Origin of the sequence: Parerythrobacter aestuarii, assembly GCF_030140925.1 — a bacterium.
Classification (GTDB): domain Bacteria; phylum Pseudomonadota; class Alphaproteobacteria; order Sphingomonadales; family Sphingomonadaceae; genus Parerythrobacter; species Parerythrobacter aestuarii.
This window is the reverse complement of record NZ_JARBWD010000001.1, coordinates 438,918-460,259: the sequence shown is the minus strand read 5'-3', so window position 1 is coordinate 460,259 and position 21,342 is coordinate 438,918. Positions and strand designations below refer to the sequence as shown.

Below are 21,342 nucleotides of genomic sequence, written 5' to 3'. Positions count from 1 at the left end.
GTTTGTGACGCTGTGGCGGCACAAGGCGCATGTGGTCAAGTAAGGTTCCATTTCGCGTCGCAAGGGCTATGGCGGAGGAGATGGCGCAGAAGGCTCCTTTCGTATTGCTGGACGATGCCCGCGCGGGCGGCGGCGCACAGGCGCATCTCTATACCGATGCCGCTGAAGTCTTCGTCGCGCATGGACCACAAGATGTAGGGCCGGTTCTCGACGCCGCACGCGCCGCCCAGGCCGCCAAAGGCGGCACACTTGCCGGCTATCTCGCCTACGAAGCAGGCTTGGCGATCGAGCCGAAACTGCAACCCATCGCGACCGCTCGAACCGGGGCGGCCGGGCCACTGGTATGGCTTGGCCTGTTCTCAAGCGAGACTGTCCTGGCCCCTGATGAGGTGCCCGGCTGGCTCGCCGGGAAGGCCGAAGGGAACGCTTCGCTCGGCCCGCTCGATCCGCAAGTGTCGCAAGGGACCTATAGCGAGGCCTTTGCCACGCTCCAGCAAGCGATCCGGGCAGGTGACATCTACCAGGCCAATCTCACCTTGCCGCTGGCCGGTGCCTATTCCGGTGATCCTGTCGCGCTCTATGCGGCGCTCAGACCGGCGGCGCAGGCTGGCTATGGCGGGCTGATCTGCGATGGGTCACACTGGCTGCTAAGCCTGTCTCCTGAGCTGTTCGTCTCGCTGAAGGACGGCCAGGCGCGCACCAAGCCGATGAAAGGCACCCGCCCCCGCTCCGCCGATCCGGCCAGCGATGCGGCGCTACGCGAAGACTTGCAGCGGAGTGAGAAGGACAAGGCCGAGAACCTGATGATCGTCGACCTGATGCGCAACGATCTCAGCCGCGTGGCCGAGGCCGGAAGCGTTACCGTCGAGAAACCCTTCGCTGTCGAAAGCTATCCGACGGTCCACCAGATGGTAACGACAGTCCATGCTCGCCTCCAGCCAGGGAAGGGCGCGCTCGACCTCATCCGCGCGCTGTTCCCGTGCGGCTCGATCACCGGTGCCCCCAAGATCCGGGCGATGGAGCTCATCAATGAGGTCGAGCGCGATGCCCGCGGTCCCTACTGCGGGGCAATCGGGCGGATCGATGCCAGCGGGAATGCAGCGTTCAACGTGGCCATCCGCACCCTGCGATTGACGCCGGTCGAGAACCAGCGCGGGAAGGCGGTTCTGGGCGTAGGCTCCGCCATCGTTGCAGACAGCGAAGCCACCAATGAGTGGCGCGAGACCATCCTCAAAGGTGGTTTTGCCCGTGCCAGCAATGCGGAATGTACCGCGCCGGGGTTCCACCTGATCGAGACCATGCGGTTCGATCCGGAAGACGGCATCCCGTTGCTGGAAGCGCATCTCGAAAGGATCAAGGCGAGCGCGGGCGAGCTGGGGTTTGCTTTCGACCGCCACGCCGCACGCAACCAGATCCAGGCCCTGTGCTTCGACCTAGAAACGCAGGCACGGTTGCGACTCACCTGTGCCCGCTCCGGCGCAACAGCGCTCGAAGCTGCGCCACTGGGCAAGCCATGGGACGAACCGGTACGTTGTGCGATCCTGCCATTGCCTGTCGATGCGGGCGACTGGCGGCTGCGACACAAGACCAGCGACCGGGGCTTCTATGAAGACGCCCTGGCGGTGGCGAAGGAGGCCGGCGCTGACGAAGCCCTGTTGCTGCGCGACGATGGCTTGCTGACCGAAGGCTGCATCACCAACCTGTTCGTCGCGCGCGATGGTGTGCTGATCACACCGCCAGTTTCGCTCGGACTGCTGCCCGGCGTCTTGCGCCAGTCTCTGATTGCGGAAGGCCGGGTGGTCGAAGGGGATGTGCGTATCGAAGATCTCGAACAGGGCTTCTTCATCGGCAATGCCGTGAGAGGTCTCGTAAAAGCAACGCTGCTGACATGATCGATATTCTCTTCGAAGACGGCGAAGCATTGGTCATCGACAAACCGGCGGGGCTGCCGATCGAGCGCCCGCGCAAGGGTGGGCCATCGCTGGAGGACCATCTCGACGCGCTCAAACTCGGCTTCCAGCGTCCGCCCGTGCCCGTCCATCGCATCGACACCGATACCAGCGGCTGCCTGCTGCTGGCGCGCAATCCCAAGGCGCTGAAGCGGTTTGCCCGCGCCTTTGAAGAGCGCAAGGTTGGCAAGCGGTACCTCGGCATCGTTTCCGGGGTGCCGGAAACGGACGCAGGCACGATCGAACTGGCGCTCAGCAAGATCAGCAGTGCCGAAAAGGGCTGGCGGATGATCGCCGCGAAGAAAGGCAAGCCGTCGGTCACGCACTGGCGGGTGCTGCAAACCCTCGATCTGGGCACGCTAATCGAGTTCACGCCCGAGACCGGGCGCACCCACCAAATCCGGATCCATGCGGCCGCCGGCCTCGGCCTGCCGTTGCTCGGTGATCCTGTCTACGGCGATACGACCAGCGGGCCGCGGACTATGCTCCATGCCGCAGGGCTGTCGGTCGAGCGCGAAGGCAAGCCGCCCATAGTGGCAGTTGCGCCGCTGCCTGCCGACTTTGTCGCTATGGGTGCCCGAGATGGATAGCGATCTTATTGCCAGGGCCCATGCGCTGGCAGAAGAGAATTTCCTCGCCGGATCCGGCCCGGGCGGCCAGAATGCCAACAAGGTCGCGACCGAAGTCCAGCTGCGGGTCAACATCTACCGCCTGCGGTTGCCGCCTCCGGTCTTCGCGCGGCTGCGGATGCTGGCGGGCAGCAAGCTGACAGCGGCCGGAGTACTCATCATTACCGCTCGCCAGCATCGGACCCAGGAAGCCAACCGCCAGCTGGCCCGCGAAAAGCTCGAAGCGCTGCTCGAGGAGGCCCATCGCCAGCCCAAGCGGCGCGCCAAGAGCCGGGTCAGCCGGGCAGGAAAACTCCAGCGGCTCAAGGCCAAGAAGGCCCGCGGCGCGGTCAAGGCCAATCGCGGCAAGGTCTCGCCTTCGGACTGGTAGGCCACGCGCTAACGAACCTTGACTTTCCCCCGTGAATCGCTCAATGGGCGCGCCGATGTGGCGGTACGCGCGCGTGCCGCCTGTATTTTTTCGGTCCTCAAGGCCACACCAGACAGTTCAGGAAAGCACCATGGCGAAGCCCGCTACCGTCAAGATCAAGCTCGTCTCGACCGCAGACACGGGCTTCTACTATGTGACCAAGAAGAACCCGCGGAACATCACCGAGAAGATGACCTTCCGCAAGTACGACCCGGTCGTGCGCAAGCACGTCGAGTTCAAGGAAGCCAAGATCAAGTAAGATCTGCCGGCTTCCTGAACGGGGAGAAATTCCCGTTGTCAGTGACAGTTCAGCGCCGATTCCCTAAAGCGGCGCGTATGAACCGGATACCTCCATCGTTTCGCACGAGCGCCGCGCTTGCCGCGGCGCTTGCCGTTTGTGCTCCCGCGCTATCTCTTCTTAGCGCGCCGGAGGCTGCCTACGCCCAGTCGGCCGGCACGCTCGACGATGCCGTCGCCGCGCTACGCGGGATCTCCACGCTCAAGGCGAAGTTTTCGCAGACTGACCGCAAGGGCCAGACCGTCTCTGGCGAAATGACGCTCAAGCGCCCGGGCAAGATTCGCTTCGAATACGAGAAAGGCGTCCCGCTGCTGGTGGTTTCCAACGGCAGTTCGATGACCATGATCGACTACGAAGTGAACCAGGTCCAGCGCTGGCCGATCAAGAATTCACCGCTGGGCGCGCTGCTCGATCCCAACCGCGACGTGAAGCGGTACGGCAGGCTGATCCAGACCAGCAATCCGGCTGTGATGAGCGTCGAAGTACGCGACCCCAAGAAGCCGGAATTCGGCATTATCACCCTCATCTTCATTCGCGACGGAAAGGCACCCGGCGGGTGGCAGCTGACCAACTGGGTGGCGCTCGATGCGCAGAACAACCGCACCACCGTGCGGCTGACGAATCACCGCTACGGCGTGGCCGTCAGCGACTCGGCGTTCAGGTACAAGGACCCGCGCCGGACCACCCGTCGCCCCGGATAAACGCTTCGTCTCCCAATTGACGGGCAATTGCGACAAAGCGCGACATGCCGTTCATTCCCAAGCAAGCCGAATCGCTGTAATCTTGTTTCACAAAGCGGATGGGAGGCGGGTTTCCCCCCTGTTGCCTCGTCCTTCCAATAAAGTCCGTTTTGTTCACAGCGTGACGAACGCTCACATGGAACCCTCGTGCCAATTGCCCCCGGCACGAGGGTTTTTTTTGAGGGACGGGGCTGAGCTAGTCCTGCAACCCCAACGCGCCCGCCATCACGTCATAGATCCGGTCCTGCTCCATCACCCCGCGCACGTCTTCGGCGCCGGGGCCGTGGGCGTAGAGCGCCACGTCCTCACCGGCATGGGTTTCACTGCCCGTCGGGACAAGCGCCTGCTGGGCCGCAGTCACGCCCGTGTCCGGGACCGGGCGCTCACCGGAGACCGCACCAGGTCCGTTGGCATAGCCCAGCGTCGTGTAGGGTTTGCCGTCCTCAGCCAGCATCGGCCCGTCGTCTTCACCTTCCCCTTCAGGTGCGACCACCAGGCCCAGGATCGGGTTGCCGCGCTTTGGGTAGCCGGCGATCGTGAACACGTGGCTGTGATCGGCGGTAACAAGGATCAGCGTTTCTTCCGGATCAGTGTTGTCGAGCGCCCACTGGATCGCGCGGGCGAATTCCAGCCCGTCTTCCAGCGCGAGCCCCGCCTTGCCTTCGTGGTGGCCGTGATCGATCCGGCCCGCTTCGACCATCAGGTAGTAGCCATCGGGATTGCCCGCGAGCCGCTTGATCGCCTCTGCCGTCATGGCGGTCAGCGTCGGTTCTGCCGTGTCCTCGGTGCGCTGCGCCGTGTAGGTCATGTGGCTAGGCGAAAAGAGGCCAAGCACCGGCGCGCCCAAGGGAGCCGCGGCCAGCCCGGCAGCATCGGTGACAAATGTGCCGCCGGTGCGAGCAACCCATTCAGCGGGCAAGTCTGCGCCCGCCTCCAGCCTGCGGCCGCCCTTGTCACTGCCGAAGAAGCCACCCAATCCGCCGCCCAGCGCCAGGTCGAGATCGGAGTCGACAAGCTGCCGGGCGATATCCTTGCAGCCCGACCCGCGCTGGTCTTCGGGGATCCAGGCGTCCGCTTCCCAGTTGCGATCGGTGCTGCGGGCATAGACCGCAGCCGGGGTGGCATGGGTGATGCGCGCCGTGCTGACGACGCCAACCGCCATACCGCGCGCCTTGGCTTTCTCGCTGAGCAGCGGCAGCGGGTGCTGCTGGCCGCCGACGCAATCGCCGCGCGCGGCTTCGGGCCCGATGCCGATAAAGCCGATATTGGTCTTCCGTCCCGAATTCATCGCTGTCGCCGTACCAGCGCTGTCCGGGACCTGTGCGTTGACATTGTAGGTCTTGACCAGCGCAACATTGTCGAAGGTTTCGAACGGCAGGACATATTCTTCGCCGGTCTGCCCCTGTTTCTGCCCGGCATAGATTCGCATCGCGGTGATGGTCGAAATGCCCATCCCGTCGCCGATGAACAGGATGACGTTCTTGGCCTTGCGTTCCTTGGTAACCGGCTCTGCAGAAGCGGCGGTCTCCACCGTATCCTGCGCATAGGCGGTCGTGCACCCGGCAAGGGGCATGGCCATGGCAGCGAGAGCTGTAAGGACGAGGTGAGACGAGCGCATGGGATACCTCCGCTGGTTCAGTGTTGCGCCCTGCTATCGCGCTTGGTCATGACAACCAAGAGAAAGCTGGCATAGAGGGGTGCGCGCGGCCTTGCCGCTGGCACATGCCCGACCTAAGGCAACCGCCATGGTTTCAGTAACGACATGGAATATCAATTCGGTCCGCCTGCGGATGCCGATCGTGGAGCGCTTCCTCAAGGAGCAATCACCCGACATCCTGTGCCTGCAGGAGATCAAGTGCCAGGAGCACCAGTTTCCCTACGAAGTGTTTCGCGCGCTGGGTTACGAGCACTTCGCGATCCACGGGCAGAAGGGCTATCACGGCGTGGCGACGGTCGGGAAGGTGCCGTTCACGGAGTTCTCTCGGCATGACTGGCAGGACAATGGCGAGGCTCGCCATGTCGGGGTCGAGCTCGGCGAGGGGCCTGGCAAGGGCACTGTCATCGAGAATGTCTATGTCCCCGCCGGTGGCGACGAACCGGACCGCGAGATAAATCCCAAGTTCGGCCAGAAGCTCGATTTTCTTGAGCGGATGACCCGCTGGGCCGACAAGATCGATCGCCCCACACTGATCGTCGGCGACTTCAACATCGCCCCCTTGGAAAGCGACGTGTGGAACCACAAGCAGCTGCTCAAGGTCGTCAGCCACACGCCGATCGAAGTCGAAACCTTGCAGCGCTTCATGGACGCGCATGGCTGGGCAGATATCGGGCGTGAGTACATCAAGGCTCCCGAACGCTATTACAGCTGGTGGAGCTACCGGGCGAAGGACTGGCGCAAGGGCGATCGCGGGCGGAGGCTCGACCATATGTGGGCCAGCCGCGAACTGGCCGCGCAGGCAACCGCGCACAGTGTGTTCGAGGATGCCCGCGACTGGGAGAAACCCTCCGACCATATCCCGCTGACCACGGAGTTCACTTTCTGAGTGGGCCGTCACCCTCCCGCCGGGCAGCGCAAGCGATCGATGCGCTGAGGCATGGCTGGCCAATCGAGGTCGAGGGTGCGGGTATCTTGCTGCCGGTCGAAACGGCAATTGAAGCGACAGCGAGCTCGTCGCACCTGCTGATTTCTGCCGCCCGCGCAGCGACACTCAAGCTCATCAACCAGCTCGATGCGGCCGTGCCGCATGCCCCGGTGCTGATACGAGGAGCCGAACCATTCGACCTCCGCCTTGCCACGGCCGTGGCGGACCCGGCGCTAGACCTTGCCAATCCTCTCAAGGGTCCGTTCAAGGCCGAACCGCTGGCATGGCACGCGGCAGCCGAGACGGCTATGGAGCTGGCCCGCATCGCCGGGATCCTGCCTGCCTTCATGGTCGCGCCGGAGAACGCCGGAGAAGCGCAACCGGTTGCGCCCGCCGACCTCGCCGCATGGTCCGATCCCGCTCGGCTGAAGATCGCTACCCGCGCCCGGTTGCCGATCGCTGCCGGGGAAGACGCAGAACTGGTGGTGTTCCGCAAGGCCGATGACATGCGCGAACATTGCGCGCTGATCATCGGCAAGCAGATGGCAGGCAAGGTGCCACTGGTACGGCTGCATTCGGAATGCCTGACCGGCGACATCCTCGGCAGCCTCAAATGCGATTGCGGACCGCAGCTCGATGCCGCGCTGGCGCGGATGGCCGAGGAGGCCGAGAACGGTGGATATGGTGTCCTCCTCTACATGCGACAGGAGGGGCGCGGCATCGGCCTCGTCAACAAGATGCGCGCCTATCGCCTGCAAGATCAGGGTTTCGACACAGTCGAGGCTAACGAGAGGCTCGGCCTGCCTGACGAAAGTCGGGATTTTACAACGGCGGCACGGATGCTAACGCTACTTGGTATCGGTGAGATTGGACTCCTCACCAATAACACAAGAAAGGTCGTCGCGTTGGAAGACCAGAGAATATCGATCGCACGCCGGGTGGAGCATGTGCTGCCGCCCAACCCGCACAATCGCCGCTACCTCGAAACGAAGCGTGACCGGTCAGGCCACCTGTTGCCATGACCGTTTCCATACGTAGCGAGCAGCCCGGCGACGAAAGAGCGATCCGGGCCCTGACCGATGCGGCCTTTCGCGACATGCCGCATGCCGACGGCGATGAAGGCGAGCTGATCGAGCGGCTGCGGGTCCAGGGGGACCTGGTGCTCTCGCTCGTGGCCTGCAATTCCGACAAGGCCATCGTCGGGCATATTTCCTTTTCGCCGGTTGCGATCGCCGGATCGGAAGGGAAGTGGTACCAGCTGGCGCCGGTGTCAGTGATCCCGAGCGGACAGAATTCGGGGATCGGCTCATCGCTGATCGAAGCCGGACTCGACCGGCTTCAGGGGAGCGGGGCTGCAGGCATCCTGCTGGTTGGCGATCCGGACTATTATTCCCGCTTCGGCTTCACCCGCGAACACGCACTCACGCTGTCGGATGCGCTGGATCCCTACTTGCAAATGCTGCAGTTCGAGGGTGATCCGCCCAGCGGCCAGATCACGCTCGCGCCCGCGTTCGGTTAGCGACGTTCGTAACGCTTGAGGCCGGGGCCGAGTACATTGTCCTCAATCGTGACCTGATCGCCGCCCCAATCTGCCACGAACACCGAGTTACGCTGCAGGCCCGGCACGAAACGGGCATCGTTGCCGGCGATAACGAGCCCGTTGGAGCTCTGGTCGCCTTCTTCTGCGCCGACCGCGATGAAGGCGGAGTAATTCTCCTTGTCGCGGCCCTGAACAAACCAGTTGTTGGTGATCTGGCCAATCGAGCCCTGCGGCAAGTCAATCATGTAATTGGTCGAGCGACCGGCGGAATCGTCGAAACTGGATGCCGCGATATCGGTGCGGCGCGCGCGCGACTTGACGTAATGCCCACCCGTGCCGCGCTCGAAGCGGCTGCGCGTGATGCGCAAGTGGGCGATCGTACCGGTGTAGATCGAATGCGCACAGCCGCCGTCACCTTCGCAGGTGCCAAGGCCGGAGAAGGTCGAACGGTCGATGACCAGCCTGATAGAAGGGTCGTGCGCGGTGAGGATGCCTTGCTGGCTGTCAACGAACCAGCTGTTGGCGACAGTCAGGTTGCCTTTCTCCAGCCGGATGCCGGCACCGTTGAAATCGGCCACCGCCATGTTGCGAAAGACGAGGCCTGACACGCTGGCTTCGCGCCCGCGCAGGACCAGCGCTGCCTTGCCTTCGCATTCCACCCCGTCGAGAATGGCAGTGCCCGGCTCGCTGGCGAAAAAGGCCACGCTGCCGACCTGCTGCACGGCGCATTGGCGCCAGGTGCCCGGGGCAATGGCAATCGTGCCGGTACCGGTACCGATCGCATCCACCGCCTGTTGCAGGTTGCCGAAACCTTGCCCGCTCTCGACTACCGTGAATGGCGCGGGGGCCGGCTGCGCCAGCACGGCAGCGACCGGGATCAACGCAATGGCGGCAGCGGCGACAACGCCGAACACCCAGTTCGAAGGGCGCGAAACAGCGGGGCGTGCATGCGGAAGGCGGGCAGAGTTTTCCATGCCGCCCGTCCTAACTGAAAAGGGTTAACGGGCCGCTAACTTTTCGGGTGTCTTGCGAGGGGCGCAGACCGCAAACCTGTCACTTTTTCCACCTGCCCGGAGTGCGGTTCCTGACGATGATCATAAACGGGATGGTGAGCACAATGATGCTGCCAACCCCGATCGCCATCTCCAGCGGCGTTCCGCCGTCGATAAAAAACGCTATTCCAAGCACGAGGGTAAGAAAACCGATCAGCAGGACCCAGCCTTGCCACGCAATTGGCCAGCCTGACCCCTGCCCCAATCTCTTGGGCGCAAACCAATCACCCTCTTCGAAGAACTTGTGCAACATGGGTCAATCTTCCTTTGGCGGTCGGCCCCGGCGCGGTTTGGCGGACTTGCGGACATCGATACCGCGCTTCTCAAGCGCTTCGCGCAGCAGCATCTCGATCTGGGCATTGGCGCTGCGCAGCTCGGCACCCGCCAGCCGCTCGACCGCGGCGTGAACTGCCGGATCGAGCCGCAAGGCAAAGGCTTTCTTGGCCGCGCTTTTCTTGGGTGCAGCCATGGCTGCCTCCTGACTTCAAAGCCTATTGGTAAAGCCTATTGATAGAGTGTGCCGGCATTGACGACCGGATGCGCTTCGCGATCGCCGCACAGGACCACCATAAGGTTAGAGACCATCGCGGCGCGGCGTTCGTCGTCGAGTTCGATGACACCATCCGCACTCAGCTTCTGCAACGCGTCTTCCACCATGCCGACCGCGCCGATCACCACTTTCTTGCGCGCGGCGATCACGGCATCGGCCTGTTGCCGGCGCAGCATGGCACCGGCGATCTCAGGTGCGTAGGCGAGGTGGGTGAGGCCCGCCTCGTCGACGACGATCCCGGCCACCTGCAGCCGCTCGTTGAGCTCTTCACAGAGTTCGCGATTGACCACATCGGCACTGCCACGCAGCGTGGTCTCATCTTCCTCGTTCATATCGTCATAAGGATGGCGGGCACCCACCGTGCGCAGGCCGGCCTCGATCTGGATCTCGACGAATTCCTTGTAATCGTCGACATCGAAGGCGGCCTGCGCCGTATCGCGCACGCGCCAGACGACATTGCAGGCGACTTCGATTGGGTTGCCGCGCAAATCGTTGATCTTGACCTTTTCCGAATGGACATTGTGGGCGCGCGCGCTGATCTTCTTGCGCATCATCCACGGCCAAACCCAGCGCAGCCCCTCGGTCCGCTCGGTCCCGCTATAGGCTCCGAACAGGGTAATGACGGCGGTCTGGTTGGGCTGGATCATGAAGAACCCGCCCACAATCAGCAGGAAGGGGATGATTCCGACCAGCAGCGAACCCACGAACATCAGCTTTGCGGCCTTGCTCGCGCCATCGGGCGGCGCACCATTGGCCACGGTCCAGATGAAAAAGACGATCGCCGCCAGCATTGCCAACAACATCACATATCCGTTGTAGGACTTCGCCGCCCGTTCCTGGCTGACATTCATTCCCTGCAGTTGATTGACCATGAAAGGCCTCCTGTCGATATAATTATGATATCATCTTTATATCGACTCACGGAAGAGTCAAGCAAATCCGGTCAGTGCCTCCGGATGCAGTCGAGAAACCGTTCTCCAAAGGCCTCGAGCTTTTTCGTGCCGATGCCGCCAATCGTGCCCAGTTCCGCGAGCGTCGCGGGCCGGCTGGTGGCCATCTCCCGCAGGGTAGCATCATGGAAAATGACATAGGGTGGGACCTGCCCTTCGATCGCCAGTTCGCGTCGCAGTTCGCGCAGTGCATCGAACAGGGGGTCGCCGATCGGGTTGACTCCGCCATCACGCGAACGGCGCGAGCGGCGCTCCTTCTTCGGCGGCTTCACGATAAGCAGCTCGGCATCACCTTTGAGGATGTCTCGCGCATCGCCGCCGAGCATCAGGCCGCCATGCTCGGTCGCCACCAGCGAGCCGCGTGCCTGCAGGGCCCGGCTGACCGGGCGCAGCAATGTCGCTTCCTCGGCCCCGACGATACCGAACACGGTCAATTGGTCGTGCCCCCTGGACATGACCCGGTCATCGTCACCTCCCGTCAGCACCTTTTGCAAATGCCCGAAACCGAAGCTCTGCCCGGTGCGATAGACTGCGGAAAGGAGCTTGCGCGCTGTCTCGGTTGCATCGACAACATCCGGCGCATCGAGGCAATTGTCACAGTTGCCGCAGGTTTGCGGCGGGTCTTCGCCGAAGTGCTTCAACAGCACCGCGCGGCGACACCCAGCGGTCTCGACCAGCGACGATAGCGAATCGAGCCGCTGTCGATCGCTCTCGCGACGGTCTTCAGGAGTTTCAGCCAGCCGCAAACGGGCCCGCGCGAAGTCTTCCGCTCCCCACAGCATCAGTGCCAGCGAAGGATCGCCATCGCGCCCAGCGCGTCCTGTTTCCTGGTAATAGGCCTCGATCGACTTGGGGATGCCCGCATGGGCGACGAAGCGGACGTCGGGTTTGTCGATCCCCATGCCGAAAGCGATCGTGGCGACGATGACCATGTCCTCGCTGGCGACGAAGCGGGCCTGGTTCGCCGCGCGCACCTCTGGCTCCAGGCCAGCATGATAGGGCAGGACTTCGCGGCCTGTCGCCGAGGCCAGCTTGGCGGCCAGGTCTTCCACCTTCTTCCGCGTCGGCGCATAGACGATCCCTGGACCCGGCTGTTCTGCCATCAATGTCGTCAGCTGCCTTACCGGGTTTTCGCGGTGGCGAATGGCATAGCGGATATTGGGCCGGTCGAAACCGGCCACCACCAGCCCTTCTTGCGGGATGCCGAGCTGCTCCAGGATATCGCAGCGGGTGTGCGCATCGGCGGTCGCCGTCAACGCCAGCCGCGGGACATCACCGAAGCGATCCATCAGCGGGCGCAGCTGGCGATAGTCAGGGCGGAAATCATGCCCCCATTCGCTGACGCAATGCGCTTCGTCGATGGCAAACAGCGCCAGCGGGGCAGCCGTCAGCAAGTCGCAGAAGCTGGGCTGGCTGGCCCGTTCCGGCGCGACATAGAGCAGGTCGAGCCGCCCGCCGCGAAACGCATCCATGGTTTCGCGCCAGTCTTCGTCGACGCTGGTCAGGGTCGCCGCACGAATGCCGTTGGCTTGCGCAGCGCGGAGCTGGTCATGCATCAGCGCGATCAGCGGCGAAATGACCACGCAGGTCCCTTGCAGCATTGTCGCCGGCAGCTGATAGGTCAGCGACTTGCCCGCCCCAGTGGGCATGACAGCCAGGGTCGAGTGCCCTGCCAGTACCCGCTCGACGACTTCCGGCTGGCGTCCGCGAAAGTCGTCGAAGCCGAACAGTGACCGCAGCCGCTCGCGTGCAGCTTGTAAATTCTTGGATTCGACCCGTGCTTCCACGCCGCTGCCATGGCATAGCCACGCGGTGGCGCAACCGTGGCAGCCAAGTTTTCCCTTGGCCTCGCCGCCCGTCGCCAGTTAAACCGGTCGCCCCTGCGCCAACGAGCGCATACCCTTTTTATCTGGAGAGATCACATGAAGACCACACTCCGCCTTGGCCTCGCAGCCGCCGGCGCGCTTGCCCTCGCAGCTTGCGGCAGCTCCGACGACGCGTCCGACGATGCCACCGCCGAGAGCGTCGAAACCACGGCTGACGACGCCATGGAAGGCGTGAACGACGAACCGGTCGCAGATGAAGCCGCCGTTGAAGACGAAGGTGCCGAAGACGCGGCAGATACCAGCGCGGCCGACCAGGCTTCGGCTGAGGCTGCTGGCGAGGACGCGAAGAAGGCCGCGGCAGACGTGCAGGCCGTGTTGAAGGAAGCCGAAGCAGCTGCAAACACTGCCGCCGAAACGGCTGAGCAGGCCAAGAAGGCCGCCAACACCATGGAGAAGGTCGTCAACTAGGCCCTCCCCCGGGACAGGACAAAGCGGGTCTTTCGCGTCAGGCGAAAGGCCCGCTTTTCCTATGGGGCCTAACCGCTATGATACCGCGCATGACTCGTGCTCCCACAATAGCCGCCCTTGCTTCGCTCGCTGTGCTTGCCGCCTGCGGCCCCGGCGAGAACGACCCAGGCCCAGGTGGTGTGACCGTGGGTGAAGCGCAGGCGCTTGATGAAGCTGCAGCAATGCTGGAAGAACAAAAACTGCCGCCCGATGCCCTCGACAATCCGTCCGAGCCCGCGCAAGGGGATGCGCAAACCGAACAGCAATAGACAAGAGGACCTGCCCCTATGGCCGACACCGGGATGGACGCCGACGTTTTCGAGCAATTCGTCGAGCAACTTGAGCGCTATGTTCGCGAGCGGCTGATCCCCGCCGAGAAGGACGTTATCGCCAACGACAAGATTCCCGAAGATATTGTCGAAGAGATGAAGGAAATGGGCCTGTTCGGGCTCACCGTACCGGAAGACTATGGCGGTGCCGGGCTCAGCACTTCGCAATATGCGCGGGTCGTAAACTGTATGGCCTATGCCGCCCCTGCCTATCGCTCGATTTTCTCGATCAATGTCGGCATGTTCAATTCGGCGATCAAGAATGGTGCCACCGATGCCCAGAAGGCCGAATGGTGGCCGCGCATCGCCGCCGGCGAGATCGCCTGTTTCGGCCTGACCGAACCGGGCTCGGGCTCGGACAGTGCCGCCATGGCCACCACGGCCACGCCCGATCCCGATGGCAACGGCTGGATCCTCAACGGTACCAAGCGCTACATTACCAATGCCCCGCATGCCGATGTCGCACTCATCATGGCGCGCACGGAGAAGGAAGCGCTGCCCAAGAATGCGCATGTCAGCGCCTTTATCGTGCCGATGGACACGCCCGGCATCTCGACCGGCAACCCGGACAAGAAGATGGGCCAGGAAGGCAGCCACATCTCCGACATCATGCTCGACGATGTGAAGGTGCCGGGTGACGCATTGCTCGGCGGCGAAACCGGCAAAGGCTTCGTCTTTGCGATGAAGAGCTTGGACAACGGCCGCATATCGGTGGGCGCTGCCGCCGCCGGATATGCCCGCCGCGCGCTCGACAGCGCGGTCCGCTATGCCACCGAGCGCAAGGCGTTTGGCGAGCCGATCGCCAATTTCCAGCTGATCCAGCAGATGCTGGCTGAAAGCGAGATGGAAATCTACGCCGCCGAAGCGATGATGAAGGATGTGTGCGAACGCGCCGATCGCGGTGAGAACATCCTGCGCAAGGCTGCCGCTTTCAAGGTGTTCTCCAGCGAAATGTGCGGCCGCGTGGTCGACCGCGTGGTCCAGGTCTATGGCGGCGCGGGTTATCTCGCCGAATACGACGCCGAAAGATTCTTCCGCGATGCGCGCATTTATCGCATTTACGAAGGCACTACGCAGATCCTCTACCTGCAGATCGCCAAGCACATGCTGCGCGATTTCGCTGCGCAGAACGGGTAGGTTCGGGTGTACAAGCTGCTCAGCGACCTCTCCATCATCGAGGTGTCGAGCTTCGTCGCCTCGCCCACCATCGGGCTCTATTGCGGGCAGATGGGAGCAGAGGTGATCCGGGTCGACCACAAGGTCGGCGGGCTCGACTACGATCGCTACCTGCTGACCAGCGAAGGCCGCTCGCTCAGCTGGGAGAACCTCAATCGCGGCAAGAAGTCGGTCGCGCTCGACCTGCAATCGGGCGAGGGGCGCGAACTGCTGGTAGAGCTTGCCCGAACGACCGGCCAGGTCGTCACCAACCTGCCGGAGAAGAGCTTCCTCAGCCACACCGCCATGAGCGAAGGCAGGGATGATCTCGTCTCCGTCCGCATCATGGGCTGGCACGACGGGCGGCAGGCGATGGATTTCACTGTAAACGCCGCCAGCGGCTACCCGCTGATGTGCGGACCGGAGGACTGGGACCCGGCGACCGCACCTCCGGTCAACCAGGTTCTGCCGGCGTGGGACTTCATCACAGGTGCCTATGGCGCTTTCGCCCTGCTCGCCGCGCTGCGTCACCGCGATACCACCGGTGAAGGCAGCGAAGTGCGCATCCCGCTCGGCGACGTCGCCATCGGCACCATGGCCAACAGCGGCGCGATGGCGGAAATGCTCTATCGAGGGGGCGATCGCGAGCGGCTCGGCAATGCCATCTGGGGCGCGTTCGGGCGCGATTTCCGCAGCAAGGACGGGGTCCGCTTCATGGTTGCAGCGCTGACCCCCAAGCAATGGAGCGGCCTGATCGAAGCCTTCGGGGTCGAACAAGAGATTGCTGCGCTGGAAAGCGAGCTGGGCGTGCGCTTCGCCGATGGCGACACCCCGCGCTTCGCCAACCGGCACCGGTTGTTCGAACTGTTCCAGCATGCGGCTGACGGTTTCGACTGGACCGAGCTGTCGCAGCGCATGGCCAAGGCCGGAACCACATTCGAGAAGTACCGCACCATGCACGAGGCTGCGAACGATCCCGTACTGGTGGCGAACAACCCGCTGTTCGGGCCCTCGCCAGCCAATCCCTCGGGCTTCGAATATCCCGCTACCCGCAGCTTCGCCAACATGCCGGAAAAACCGGTCGGCGACCCGGCCCCTGCGCCCTACCTGGGCCAGCACAGCGAAGAGATACTGGCCGAACGGCTGGGGCTGTCATCGGGTTCTATCGCCAAGCTGGTAGATGCCGGCATAGTCCGCCTTTCGGATAAGGAATAGATCATGAGCAAACGCCGCGTTGCCATTTGCACGCCCCTGCGCACCCCGGTCGGCCGCTTCGGAGGCACGCTTGCCCCGCTCGATGCTGGGAAGTTGGGGGCCGTCATCCTAAAGGCACTGGTCGAGCGCAGCGGGATCGATCCTTCGCGGGTTGACGATGTCGTCTTCAGCCAGGGTTATGGCAATGGCGAAGCGCCTGCAATCGGCCACTGGAGCTGGCTCGCGGCTGGCTTGCCGATTGAAGTCCCCGGCTTCCAGCTCGACCGACGTTGCGGCTCGGGCGTACAGGCCGTCGCCACCGCCGCGATGATGGTCGAGACCGGCATGGCCGATGTCGTCGTTGCCGGCGGGTGCGAGAGCATGTCCAATGTCGAGCACTACACCACCGATCTGCGCGGCGGCGTGCGCATGGGCGACATGACCCTGCACGATCGCCTGACCCGCGGAAGGTTGATGAGCCAGCCGATCGAGCGTTTCGGCGTGATCACCGGCATGATCGAAACGGCGGAGAACCTCGCCAAGGACTACGGCATCACCCGCGAAGAGGCCGACGCTTTCGCTGTACGCAGCCACCAGAATGCGGCCAAGGCGTGGGAAGAGGGCAAGTTCGCCGACCACCTCGTGACTGTCGACGTCCCGCAACGGCGCGGCGATCCCGTGGTGTTCGACCATGACGAGGGCTACCGCGCAGATGCCAGCATGGAGACGCTCGGTGCACTGCGCGCGATTGACCTCAAACGCGATCCCGAGGCTATTGTCACCGCCGGCAACGCCAGCCAGCAGAACGACGCGGCGGCGGCCTGCCTTGTCGTCGCCGAGGACAAACTGGAAGAAATGGGCCTTACCCCTTCGCTCTGGTTCCACAGCTGGGCTCCGGCAGGTTGCGACCCCAGCCGCATGGGTATCGGCCCGGTCTCCGCGGTCGAGCGGCTGTTCGCCCGCACAGGAATGAGCTGGGACGACATCGGCCTGATCGAACTCAACGAAGCCTTCGCGCCGCAGGCACTGGCCGTGCTCAAAGGCTGGGGCTTCAGCGAAGACGACAGTCGCCGCGAGATCGTCAACGTCAACGGTTCGGGCATCTCGCTCGGCCACCCGATCGGCGCGACCGGCGGGCGCATCCTTGCCGACATGGCCGCCGAGATGCATCGCAGCGAGGTTCGCTATGGCCTTGAGACCATGTGCATCGGCGGCGGTCAGGGGATTGCGGCTATTTTCGAACGCGCGGCATGAGCTGGGAAAGCTGGATCGGGCGCAAGCAAGTCCAGCAGGATACGCTCGGCGCGTCACTGGCTCGTCGCTGGCTCGCCTGTTTCGATCTTGCCGCTCCCGACAGCGGACGCATGCCGCAGGGCATCCACCTCTGCCTCTGCACACCCGAAGCAGCGACGGCGAAACTGGGCCCGGATGGCCACCCTGCGCGCGATGACAGCGAGGACAGCTTCTTCCCGCCGATCCCGCTGCCGCGCCGGATGTGGGCGGCCAGCGAAATCAGCTTCCTTGCGCCTATTAGGATCGGGGCGAAGATCGGACGGATCAGTCGCATTGCCTCCGTCAGCGAGAAGGAAGGATCGACCGGCAAGCTCGGCTTTGTCGAGGTCGAACATGTCACCACCGCCGACCATGTCGAGGCAGTGCGCGAGACGCAGACACTGGTCTATCGCGGCGATGCAGCGCCCGATGCCCCGCCTAGTCCACCGGAACCGGGCGATGGCAGCTTCGACAGCGCCGGCTGGGACTTCACCCGCACGCTGACGCCGTCTGAGACTCTCCTGTTTCGCTACTCGGCGCTTACCTTCAACACGCACCGCATTCACTATGACCTGCCCTATGCGAGAGACGTTGAGCGCTATCGCGGGCTGGTGGTTCACGGGCCCCTGATTACTTCGCTGCTGCTTCAGCTGGCGGCGGATGAATTCGGCGATAACCGCCTGGCGAGCTTCGCCTTCCGGGCCGTCAGCCCGGCCATCTGCGGAGAACCGCTGACGCTGGCGCTCAGACAGGCAGGCGACAGCATGGAGCTTGGCTCCTTCGCCAGCGACGGACGCCAAACACTGAAGGCGACTGCAACGCTCGCCTAGGAGATCTGATAGTCGGCAAGCGGTTGCAGCACTGCATAGCTTTCCTCTTCCGGCTCACGCCCCAGCTCGGGGAAATCCAGCGGTTCCGGCTCCACATGCGTATCGGGCAGCCGGTCGAGCAAGTCGCGGACCAGCGTCAAGCGGCCGTGCTTCTGGTCGTTGAAATCGACCAGGGTCCACGGCGCGTGCTCAGTGTGCGTCGCCTTGAGCATGGCTTCGCGCGCTTCGGTATAGGCATCATACTTCTCGCGCGCGGCAAGGTCGATCGGCGAGAGCTTCCAGCGCTTCAGCGGATCTTCTAGCCGTTCGCGCAAGCGTTCTTCCTGTTGCGCCTGGTCAGTCGTCAGCCAGTATTTGAACAGCAGGATTCCGTCATCGACCAGCATGCGTTCGAACCGGGGCGCTTCCTCAAGGAAGTTCGCGACCTGCGGTTCGCTGGCGAACCCCATTACCTTTTCGACCCCGGCACGGTTGTACCAGCTGCGGTCGAACAAAACGATCTCCCCGGCTGCAGGAAGGTGCTGCACATAGCGCTGGAAATACCACTGGGTCCGCTCGGTATCGCTCGGCTTTGATAGCGCCACGATGCGGCACTGGCGCGGATTGAGTCTCCCGCTGACCGCCCGGATCGCACCCCCCTTGCCCGCCGTGTCGCGCCCTTCGAACAAGACGCAAATCCGCGCGCCCGTCGAGCGCGCCCAGCGCGCCATGCCGACCAGCTCTTCCTCCAGCGGTTCGAGAAGATTTTCGTAATCCTTCTTCTTCAACTTGCCCAAGGTACTCTCCCGAATTGAAAATCCGCGCGATTGTGGTTACATTTGAAACTATGGCGACTCTGGCTGAACCCGAACACGACTTTAGCGTCCTGCCCGATTTGCCGGCGGATGTCTTCACTGCGCCGCTCAAGAAACCGGCGCATGTCGGCGACGACTGGCTGGAGCCGGCGCAGACCCAGTACTCGAGCGAGGAAGACGCGATCTGGGATGACCTCTTCGCGCGCCAGATGGATGTCCTGCCCGGGCGTGCCGCATCGGCTTTCATGGCAGGCCTCGAGAAACTCGACCTGGGCAAGGGCGGCGTGCCCGACTTCGGGGCAATGTCGGAGGAGCTGGACAAGCTCACCGGCTGGAGCGTGGTGCCAGTGCCGATGCTGATCCCCGATCACGTGTTCTTCTGGCACTTGGCCAACCGCCGTTTCCCGGCGGGCAATTTCATCCGTACCCGCGAAACTTTCGACTACATCCAGGAACCCGACGTATTCCACGATGTGTTCGGCCATGTGCCCATGCTGACCGACCCGACTTTTGCCGACTACATGCAGGAATATGGCAAGGCCGGGTGGAAAGCGATGCGCTACAACCACTTGAAGGCACTCGGCGCGCTCTACTGGTATACAGTCGAGTTCGGGCTGATCGAAGAGGCGCCCGACGATATCCGGGCCTATGGCGCAGGGATCCTGTCAGGCCCGACCGAAGCGGTATTCTCCGTTGAAGCGGAAAGCCCCAACCGGATCATGCTCAATGTCGACCGGGTCATGCGCACCGATTACGTGATCAGCGACTTGCAGCCGACCTATTTCGTGATCGAGAGCTTCGAGGACCTCTACCGCCAGACCGTGGAGCGTGACTTCGACCGGCTCTATCGGAGCCTTGGCCCCAGCTTCACCTACGCCAACACAGCGATCATCGATGTCGACAACGTCATCCATCGCGGCACGCAGGAATACATGCTGCGCGGTGGGCGCGGCAGCGGCGCGAAGCCTGTTTAGCCTCAAGCGCCGGCGGTCGCGCTTGCGACACCTTCGGTGTCGAAACATACGAAAAACCGGCGGAGGATCGCTCCTCCACCGGTCTTCCTGATTCGCTTGTGTGAAGCGAAGCTGTCGGGCGAATTACTCGGCCGGAGCTTCTTCTTCAGCCGGAGCTTCTTCAGCAGCAGCTTCTTCACCTTCAGCAGCGCCTTCTTCAGCGGTAGCTTCTTCAGCAGCGCCTTCTTCGGCCATCGCACCGTCTTCAGCAGCAGCTTCTTCGGTGGTTTCTTCGGCCGGAGCTTCTTCAGCGGTTTCGGCGCAAGCAGCGAGGCCGAGGCCCAGGGCAGCGACCGATGCGATTGCAAACTTCTTCATTTCCATCTTCCCCTTGTTGGATTGGGACGCCCCCAATAGCAACGCAGGTGCCGCTTGCGAAGCGAAAAATGTCCGAAATGTGTCAGCCAAGGACGCGGCGACGAAATACTGTTGCCACGGCGAGGAAAAGCCCGGCGCCTATCCCGCCAAGCAGGAGCGCCTCGGGGTCGATCGAACTGGCTGCGAATCCACCGCCGACAATAACATGGCTGGCCAGCGCCCCCACCGCACCGATTGCGATATTGGCGAAGCTCTGCGTGACCGAATCCTGGCGCAGGAGAATCGCAGCGAGCCAGCCGATTGCGGAACCGAGGGTGAGTAGTACGATCAAAGCCATGGGGGAAACAGTCGGGGGTTAGATGTGCGTGTCCATTTCCCTATCGAACGTGAATTACGGAAATTTGTTCCTTGAGGCGCAGGCCAGCGCAGGCCCGGTCAAAAGAAGGCCAGTAGCGCACACCCCATTGCGATCCGATAGATCACGAAGACCATCATCGACGCGCGTTTCAGGAAGTTCATCAGGAACGCCATGGTCAGGAAGGCAGCGATGAAGGTCAGCACGCCCGCGATCAGCGCGTCGAGCGCCAGCGTGGCACCCGCTTCGAAGATTTCCGGGACGATCAGCACTCCGGCCCCCGCGACGGCGGGGATCGAGAGCAGGAACGAGAAGCGCGCCGATTCGAAGCGTGAGTAGCCGAGTGCCCGGGCCGCGGTCATGGTCACGCCTGAACGGCTTGTGCCCGGAATGATCGCGAGCGCCTGGGCGATGCCGACGATCAGACCGTCACGCCAGCTCATGTCCTCGAACTTCTTGTGTTCCTTGCCGAGCCAGTCGGCCAGCCCCAACAGGATGCCGTAGAAGATCAGGTTCGAGGCAATCAGATCGGTGAACCGGATCGAGCTCATCAAATCATCATCGACGATGGTGACGTTGAACCAGCTCTCGGCAATGGAATTGAATGCGCCCAGCTTGATGGCAAGGCCGAAGGCCACAGCGGGAATCGTACCCAGCACGATCCACCAGAACAGTCTCCGCTCAGCCGGTGCTTCCGCACGGTCGCTCCCGATGCCGATGCTGGCAAAACCGCCGCGCGCGAGGGTCAGCACATCCTTGAAGAAATAGACGATGATCGCCAGCAGCGAGCCGACATGCACCGCGACATCGATCAACGGTCCCTGGTCGGGAAACTCAGTGAAATTGGGGATCAGGATCAGGTGGCCGGAGGAGGAAATCGGGAGGAATTCCGTGATCCCCTGGACGATCGCGATGATGAGCAGCTGTAGGAAAGTCATGGTAGGCGGGAGGACCTTTTCAGATGCGTCGCGCAAGGCGACGCTCGCGCCATTACCCACCCCCATCCCCTCCCGCAAGCGGGAGGGGAGCGAGACTTCACGAGACGTAGTC

Annotated in this window: 25 protein-coding genes; 15 read left to right on the top strand and 10 right to left on the bottom strand. The window is 63.1% G+C overall.

Translation table 11 applies throughout. The annotated features are described in order from the left end of the window. Window positions 1-80 precede the first annotated feature (80 nt). The 5 genes from pabB (at window position 81) to QPW08_RS02305 (ending at window position 3,986) form a co-directional block, all read left to right on the top strand. The gene (pabB, locus tag QPW08_RS02325) at window positions 81-1,892 is read left to right on the top strand and encodes an aminodeoxychorismate synthase component I (RefSeq protein WP_284124120.1); all 1,812 of its coding nucleotides are present in this window, start codon (window positions 81-83) and stop codon (window positions 1,890-1,892) included. Further along, window positions 1,889-2,539 carry an RluA family pseudouridine synthase gene (locus QPW08_RS02320; protein ID WP_284124119.1) on the top strand — a complete coding sequence of 217 codons (651 nt, stop codon included), beginning with the start codon at window positions 1,889-1,891 and terminating at the stop codon, window positions 2,537-2,539. Before pabB ends, QPW08_RS02320 begins: the two co-directional genes overlap by 4 nt. After that, window positions 2,532-2,948 carry an alternative ribosome rescue aminoacyl-tRNA hydrolase ArfB gene (arfB, locus tag QPW08_RS02315; protein ID WP_284124118.1) on the top strand — a complete coding sequence of 139 codons (417 nt, stop codon included), beginning with the start codon at window positions 2,532-2,534 and terminating at the stop codon, window positions 2,946-2,948. Before QPW08_RS02320 ends, arfB begins: the two co-directional genes overlap by 8 nt. A gap of 130 nt (window positions 2,949-3,078) precedes the next feature. Beyond that, window positions 3,079-3,246 (top strand): 50S ribosomal protein L33, encoded by a 168-nt coding sequence (gene rpmG / locus QPW08_RS02310; protein ID WP_010233410.1) that lies wholly within the window; start codon window positions 3,079-3,081, stop codon window positions 3,244-3,246. A gap of 77 nt (window positions 3,247-3,323) precedes the next feature. Continuing rightward, entirely contained in the window at window positions 3,324-3,986 is a 663-nt protein-coding gene (locus QPW08_RS02305; protein WP_284124112.1) for a LolA family protein, read from the top strand. 235 nt (window positions 3,987-4,221) lie between these two features. Here QPW08_RS02305 and QPW08_RS02300 read toward each other — a convergent pair whose 3' ends face one another. Continuing rightward, window positions 4,222-5,604, bottom strand: coding sequence for an alkaline phosphatase (locus QPW08_RS02300; protein ID WP_284124111.1), 1,383 nt, complete (start codon window positions 5,602-5,604; stop codon window positions 4,222-4,224). Between the two features lie 166 nt (window positions 5,605-5,770). Here QPW08_RS02300 and xth point away from each other — a divergent pair, with 166 nt between their 5' ends. Genes xth through QPW08_RS02285 form a run of 3 tightly spaced genes read left to right on the top strand, consistent with a single transcriptional unit; the run spans window position 5,771 to window position 8,126 of the window. After that, window positions 5,771-6,568 (top strand): exodeoxyribonuclease III, encoded by a 798-nt coding sequence (gene xth / locus QPW08_RS02295; protein ID WP_284124110.1) that lies wholly within the window; start codon window positions 5,771-5,773, stop codon window positions 6,566-6,568. Beyond that, window positions 6,565-7,629 (top strand): GTP cyclohydrolase II, encoded by a 1,065-nt coding sequence (gene ribA / locus QPW08_RS02290; protein ID WP_284126280.1) that lies wholly within the window; start codon window positions 6,565-6,567, stop codon window positions 7,627-7,629. The genes xth and ribA overlap by 4 nt, the downstream gene beginning before the upstream one ends. After that, window positions 7,626-8,126 (top strand): GNAT family N-acetyltransferase, encoded by a 501-nt coding sequence (locus tag QPW08_RS02285; protein ID WP_284124109.1) that lies wholly within the window; start codon window positions 7,626-7,628, stop codon window positions 8,124-8,126. The genes ribA and QPW08_RS02285 overlap by 4 nt, the downstream gene beginning before the upstream one ends. Here the strand turns inward: QPW08_RS02285 and QPW08_RS02280 are convergent. The 5 genes from QPW08_RS02280 to recQ all read right to left on the bottom strand — a co-directional run bounded on the left by QPW08_RS02280 (window position 8,123) and on the right by recQ (window position 12,486). Next, window positions 8,123-9,121, bottom strand: coding sequence for a right-handed parallel beta-helix repeat-containing protein (locus QPW08_RS02280; protein WP_284124108.1), 999 nt, complete (start codon window positions 9,119-9,121; stop codon window positions 8,123-8,125). The genes QPW08_RS02285 and QPW08_RS02280 overlap by 4 nt on opposite strands. A gap of 79 nt (window positions 9,122-9,200) precedes the next feature. Next, window positions 9,201-9,452: a hypothetical protein gene (locus QPW08_RS02275; RefSeq protein WP_284124107.1), complete on the bottom strand. Its 252-nt coding sequence runs from the start codon at window positions 9,450-9,452 to the stop codon at window positions 9,201-9,203. 3 nt (window positions 9,453-9,455) lie between these two features. After that, window positions 9,456-9,668, bottom strand: coding sequence for a toxin-antitoxin system HicB family antitoxin (locus QPW08_RS02270; RefSeq protein WP_284124106.1), 213 nt, complete (start codon window positions 9,666-9,668; stop codon window positions 9,456-9,458). A 35-nt stretch (window positions 9,669-9,703) separates the two neighbouring features. Next, entirely contained in the window at window positions 9,704-10,621 is a 918-nt protein-coding gene (locus QPW08_RS02265; RefSeq protein ID WP_284124105.1) for an SPFH domain-containing protein, read from the bottom strand. Between the two features lie 71 nt (window positions 10,622-10,692). After that, window positions 10,693-12,486: a DNA helicase RecQ gene (recQ, locus tag QPW08_RS02260; RefSeq protein WP_284124104.1), complete on the bottom strand. Its 1,794-nt coding sequence runs from the start codon at window positions 12,484-12,486 to the stop codon at window positions 10,693-10,695. A 135-nt stretch (window positions 12,487-12,621) separates the two neighbouring features. Between recQ and QPW08_RS02255 the strand changes: the two genes are divergently transcribed. From QPW08_RS02255 to QPW08_RS02230, 6 genes are all read left to right on the top strand, one after another. Then, the gene (locus QPW08_RS02255) at window positions 12,622-12,993 is read left to right on the top strand and encodes a hypothetical protein (RefSeq protein ID WP_284124103.1); all 372 of its coding nucleotides are present in this window, start codon (window positions 12,622-12,624) and stop codon (window positions 12,991-12,993) included. 89 nt (window positions 12,994-13,082) lie between these two features. Continuing rightward, window positions 13,083-13,301, top strand: a complete 219-nt coding sequence (locus tag QPW08_RS02250; protein WP_284124102.1) for a hypothetical protein — start codon at window positions 13,083-13,085, stop codon at window positions 13,299-13,301. Window positions 13,302-13,319: 18 nt separating this feature from the next. After that, the gene (locus QPW08_RS02245) at window positions 13,320-14,498 is read left to right on the top strand and encodes an acyl-CoA dehydrogenase family protein (protein ID WP_284124101.1); all 1,179 of its coding nucleotides are present in this window, start codon (window positions 13,320-13,322) and stop codon (window positions 14,496-14,498) included. 6 nt (window positions 14,499-14,504) lie between these two features. Continuing rightward, window positions 14,505-15,731: a CoA transferase gene (locus tag QPW08_RS02240; protein WP_284124100.1), complete on the top strand. Its 1,227-nt coding sequence runs from the start codon at window positions 14,505-14,507 to the stop codon at window positions 15,729-15,731. 3 nt (window positions 15,732-15,734) lie between these two features. Then, window positions 15,735-16,964 carry an acetyl-CoA C-acetyltransferase gene (locus tag QPW08_RS02235; RefSeq protein ID WP_284124099.1) on the top strand — a complete coding sequence of 410 codons (1,230 nt, stop codon included), beginning with the start codon at window positions 15,735-15,737 and terminating at the stop codon, window positions 16,962-16,964. Continuing rightward, on the top strand, window positions 16,961-17,812 hold the full coding sequence (locus QPW08_RS02230) for an FAS1-like dehydratase domain-containing protein (protein ID WP_284124098.1): 852 nt from the start codon (window positions 16,961-16,963) through the stop codon (window positions 17,810-17,812). Before QPW08_RS02235 ends, QPW08_RS02230 begins: the two co-directional genes overlap by 4 nt. On the opposite strand, the gene ppk2 is transcribed toward QPW08_RS02230, so the two are convergent. Beyond that, window positions 17,809-18,588 (bottom strand): polyphosphate kinase 2, encoded by a 780-nt coding sequence (gene ppk2 / locus QPW08_RS02225; RefSeq protein WP_284124097.1) that lies wholly within the window; start codon window positions 18,586-18,588, stop codon window positions 17,809-17,811. The genes QPW08_RS02230 and ppk2 overlap by 4 nt on opposite strands. Before the next feature lie 50 nt (window positions 18,589-18,638). Here ppk2 and phhA point away from each other — a divergent pair, with 50 nt between their 5' ends. Further along, entirely contained in the window at window positions 18,639-19,580 is a 942-nt protein-coding gene (gene phhA, locus QPW08_RS02220) for a phenylalanine 4-monooxygenase (protein ID WP_284124096.1), read from the top strand. A 123-nt stretch (window positions 19,581-19,703) separates the two neighbouring features. Here phhA and QPW08_RS02215 read toward each other — a convergent pair whose 3' ends face one another. The 3 genes from QPW08_RS02215 to QPW08_RS02205 all read right to left on the bottom strand — a co-directional run bounded on the left by QPW08_RS02215 (window position 19,704) and on the right by QPW08_RS02205 (window position 21,230). After that, window positions 19,704-19,937 (bottom strand): hypothetical protein, encoded by a 234-nt coding sequence (locus tag QPW08_RS02215; protein ID WP_284124095.1) that lies wholly within the window; start codon window positions 19,935-19,937, stop codon window positions 19,704-19,706. A gap of 82 nt (window positions 19,938-20,019) precedes the next feature. Further along, window positions 20,020-20,274: a hypothetical protein gene (locus QPW08_RS02210; RefSeq protein WP_284124094.1), complete on the bottom strand. Its 255-nt coding sequence runs from the start codon at window positions 20,272-20,274 to the stop codon at window positions 20,020-20,022. A gap of 98 nt (window positions 20,275-20,372) precedes the next feature. Next, window positions 20,373-21,230 (bottom strand): undecaprenyl-diphosphate phosphatase, encoded by an 858-nt coding sequence (locus QPW08_RS02205; RefSeq protein WP_284124093.1) that lies wholly within the window; start codon window positions 21,228-21,230, stop codon window positions 20,373-20,375. Window positions 21,231-21,342 lie beyond the last annotated feature (112 nt).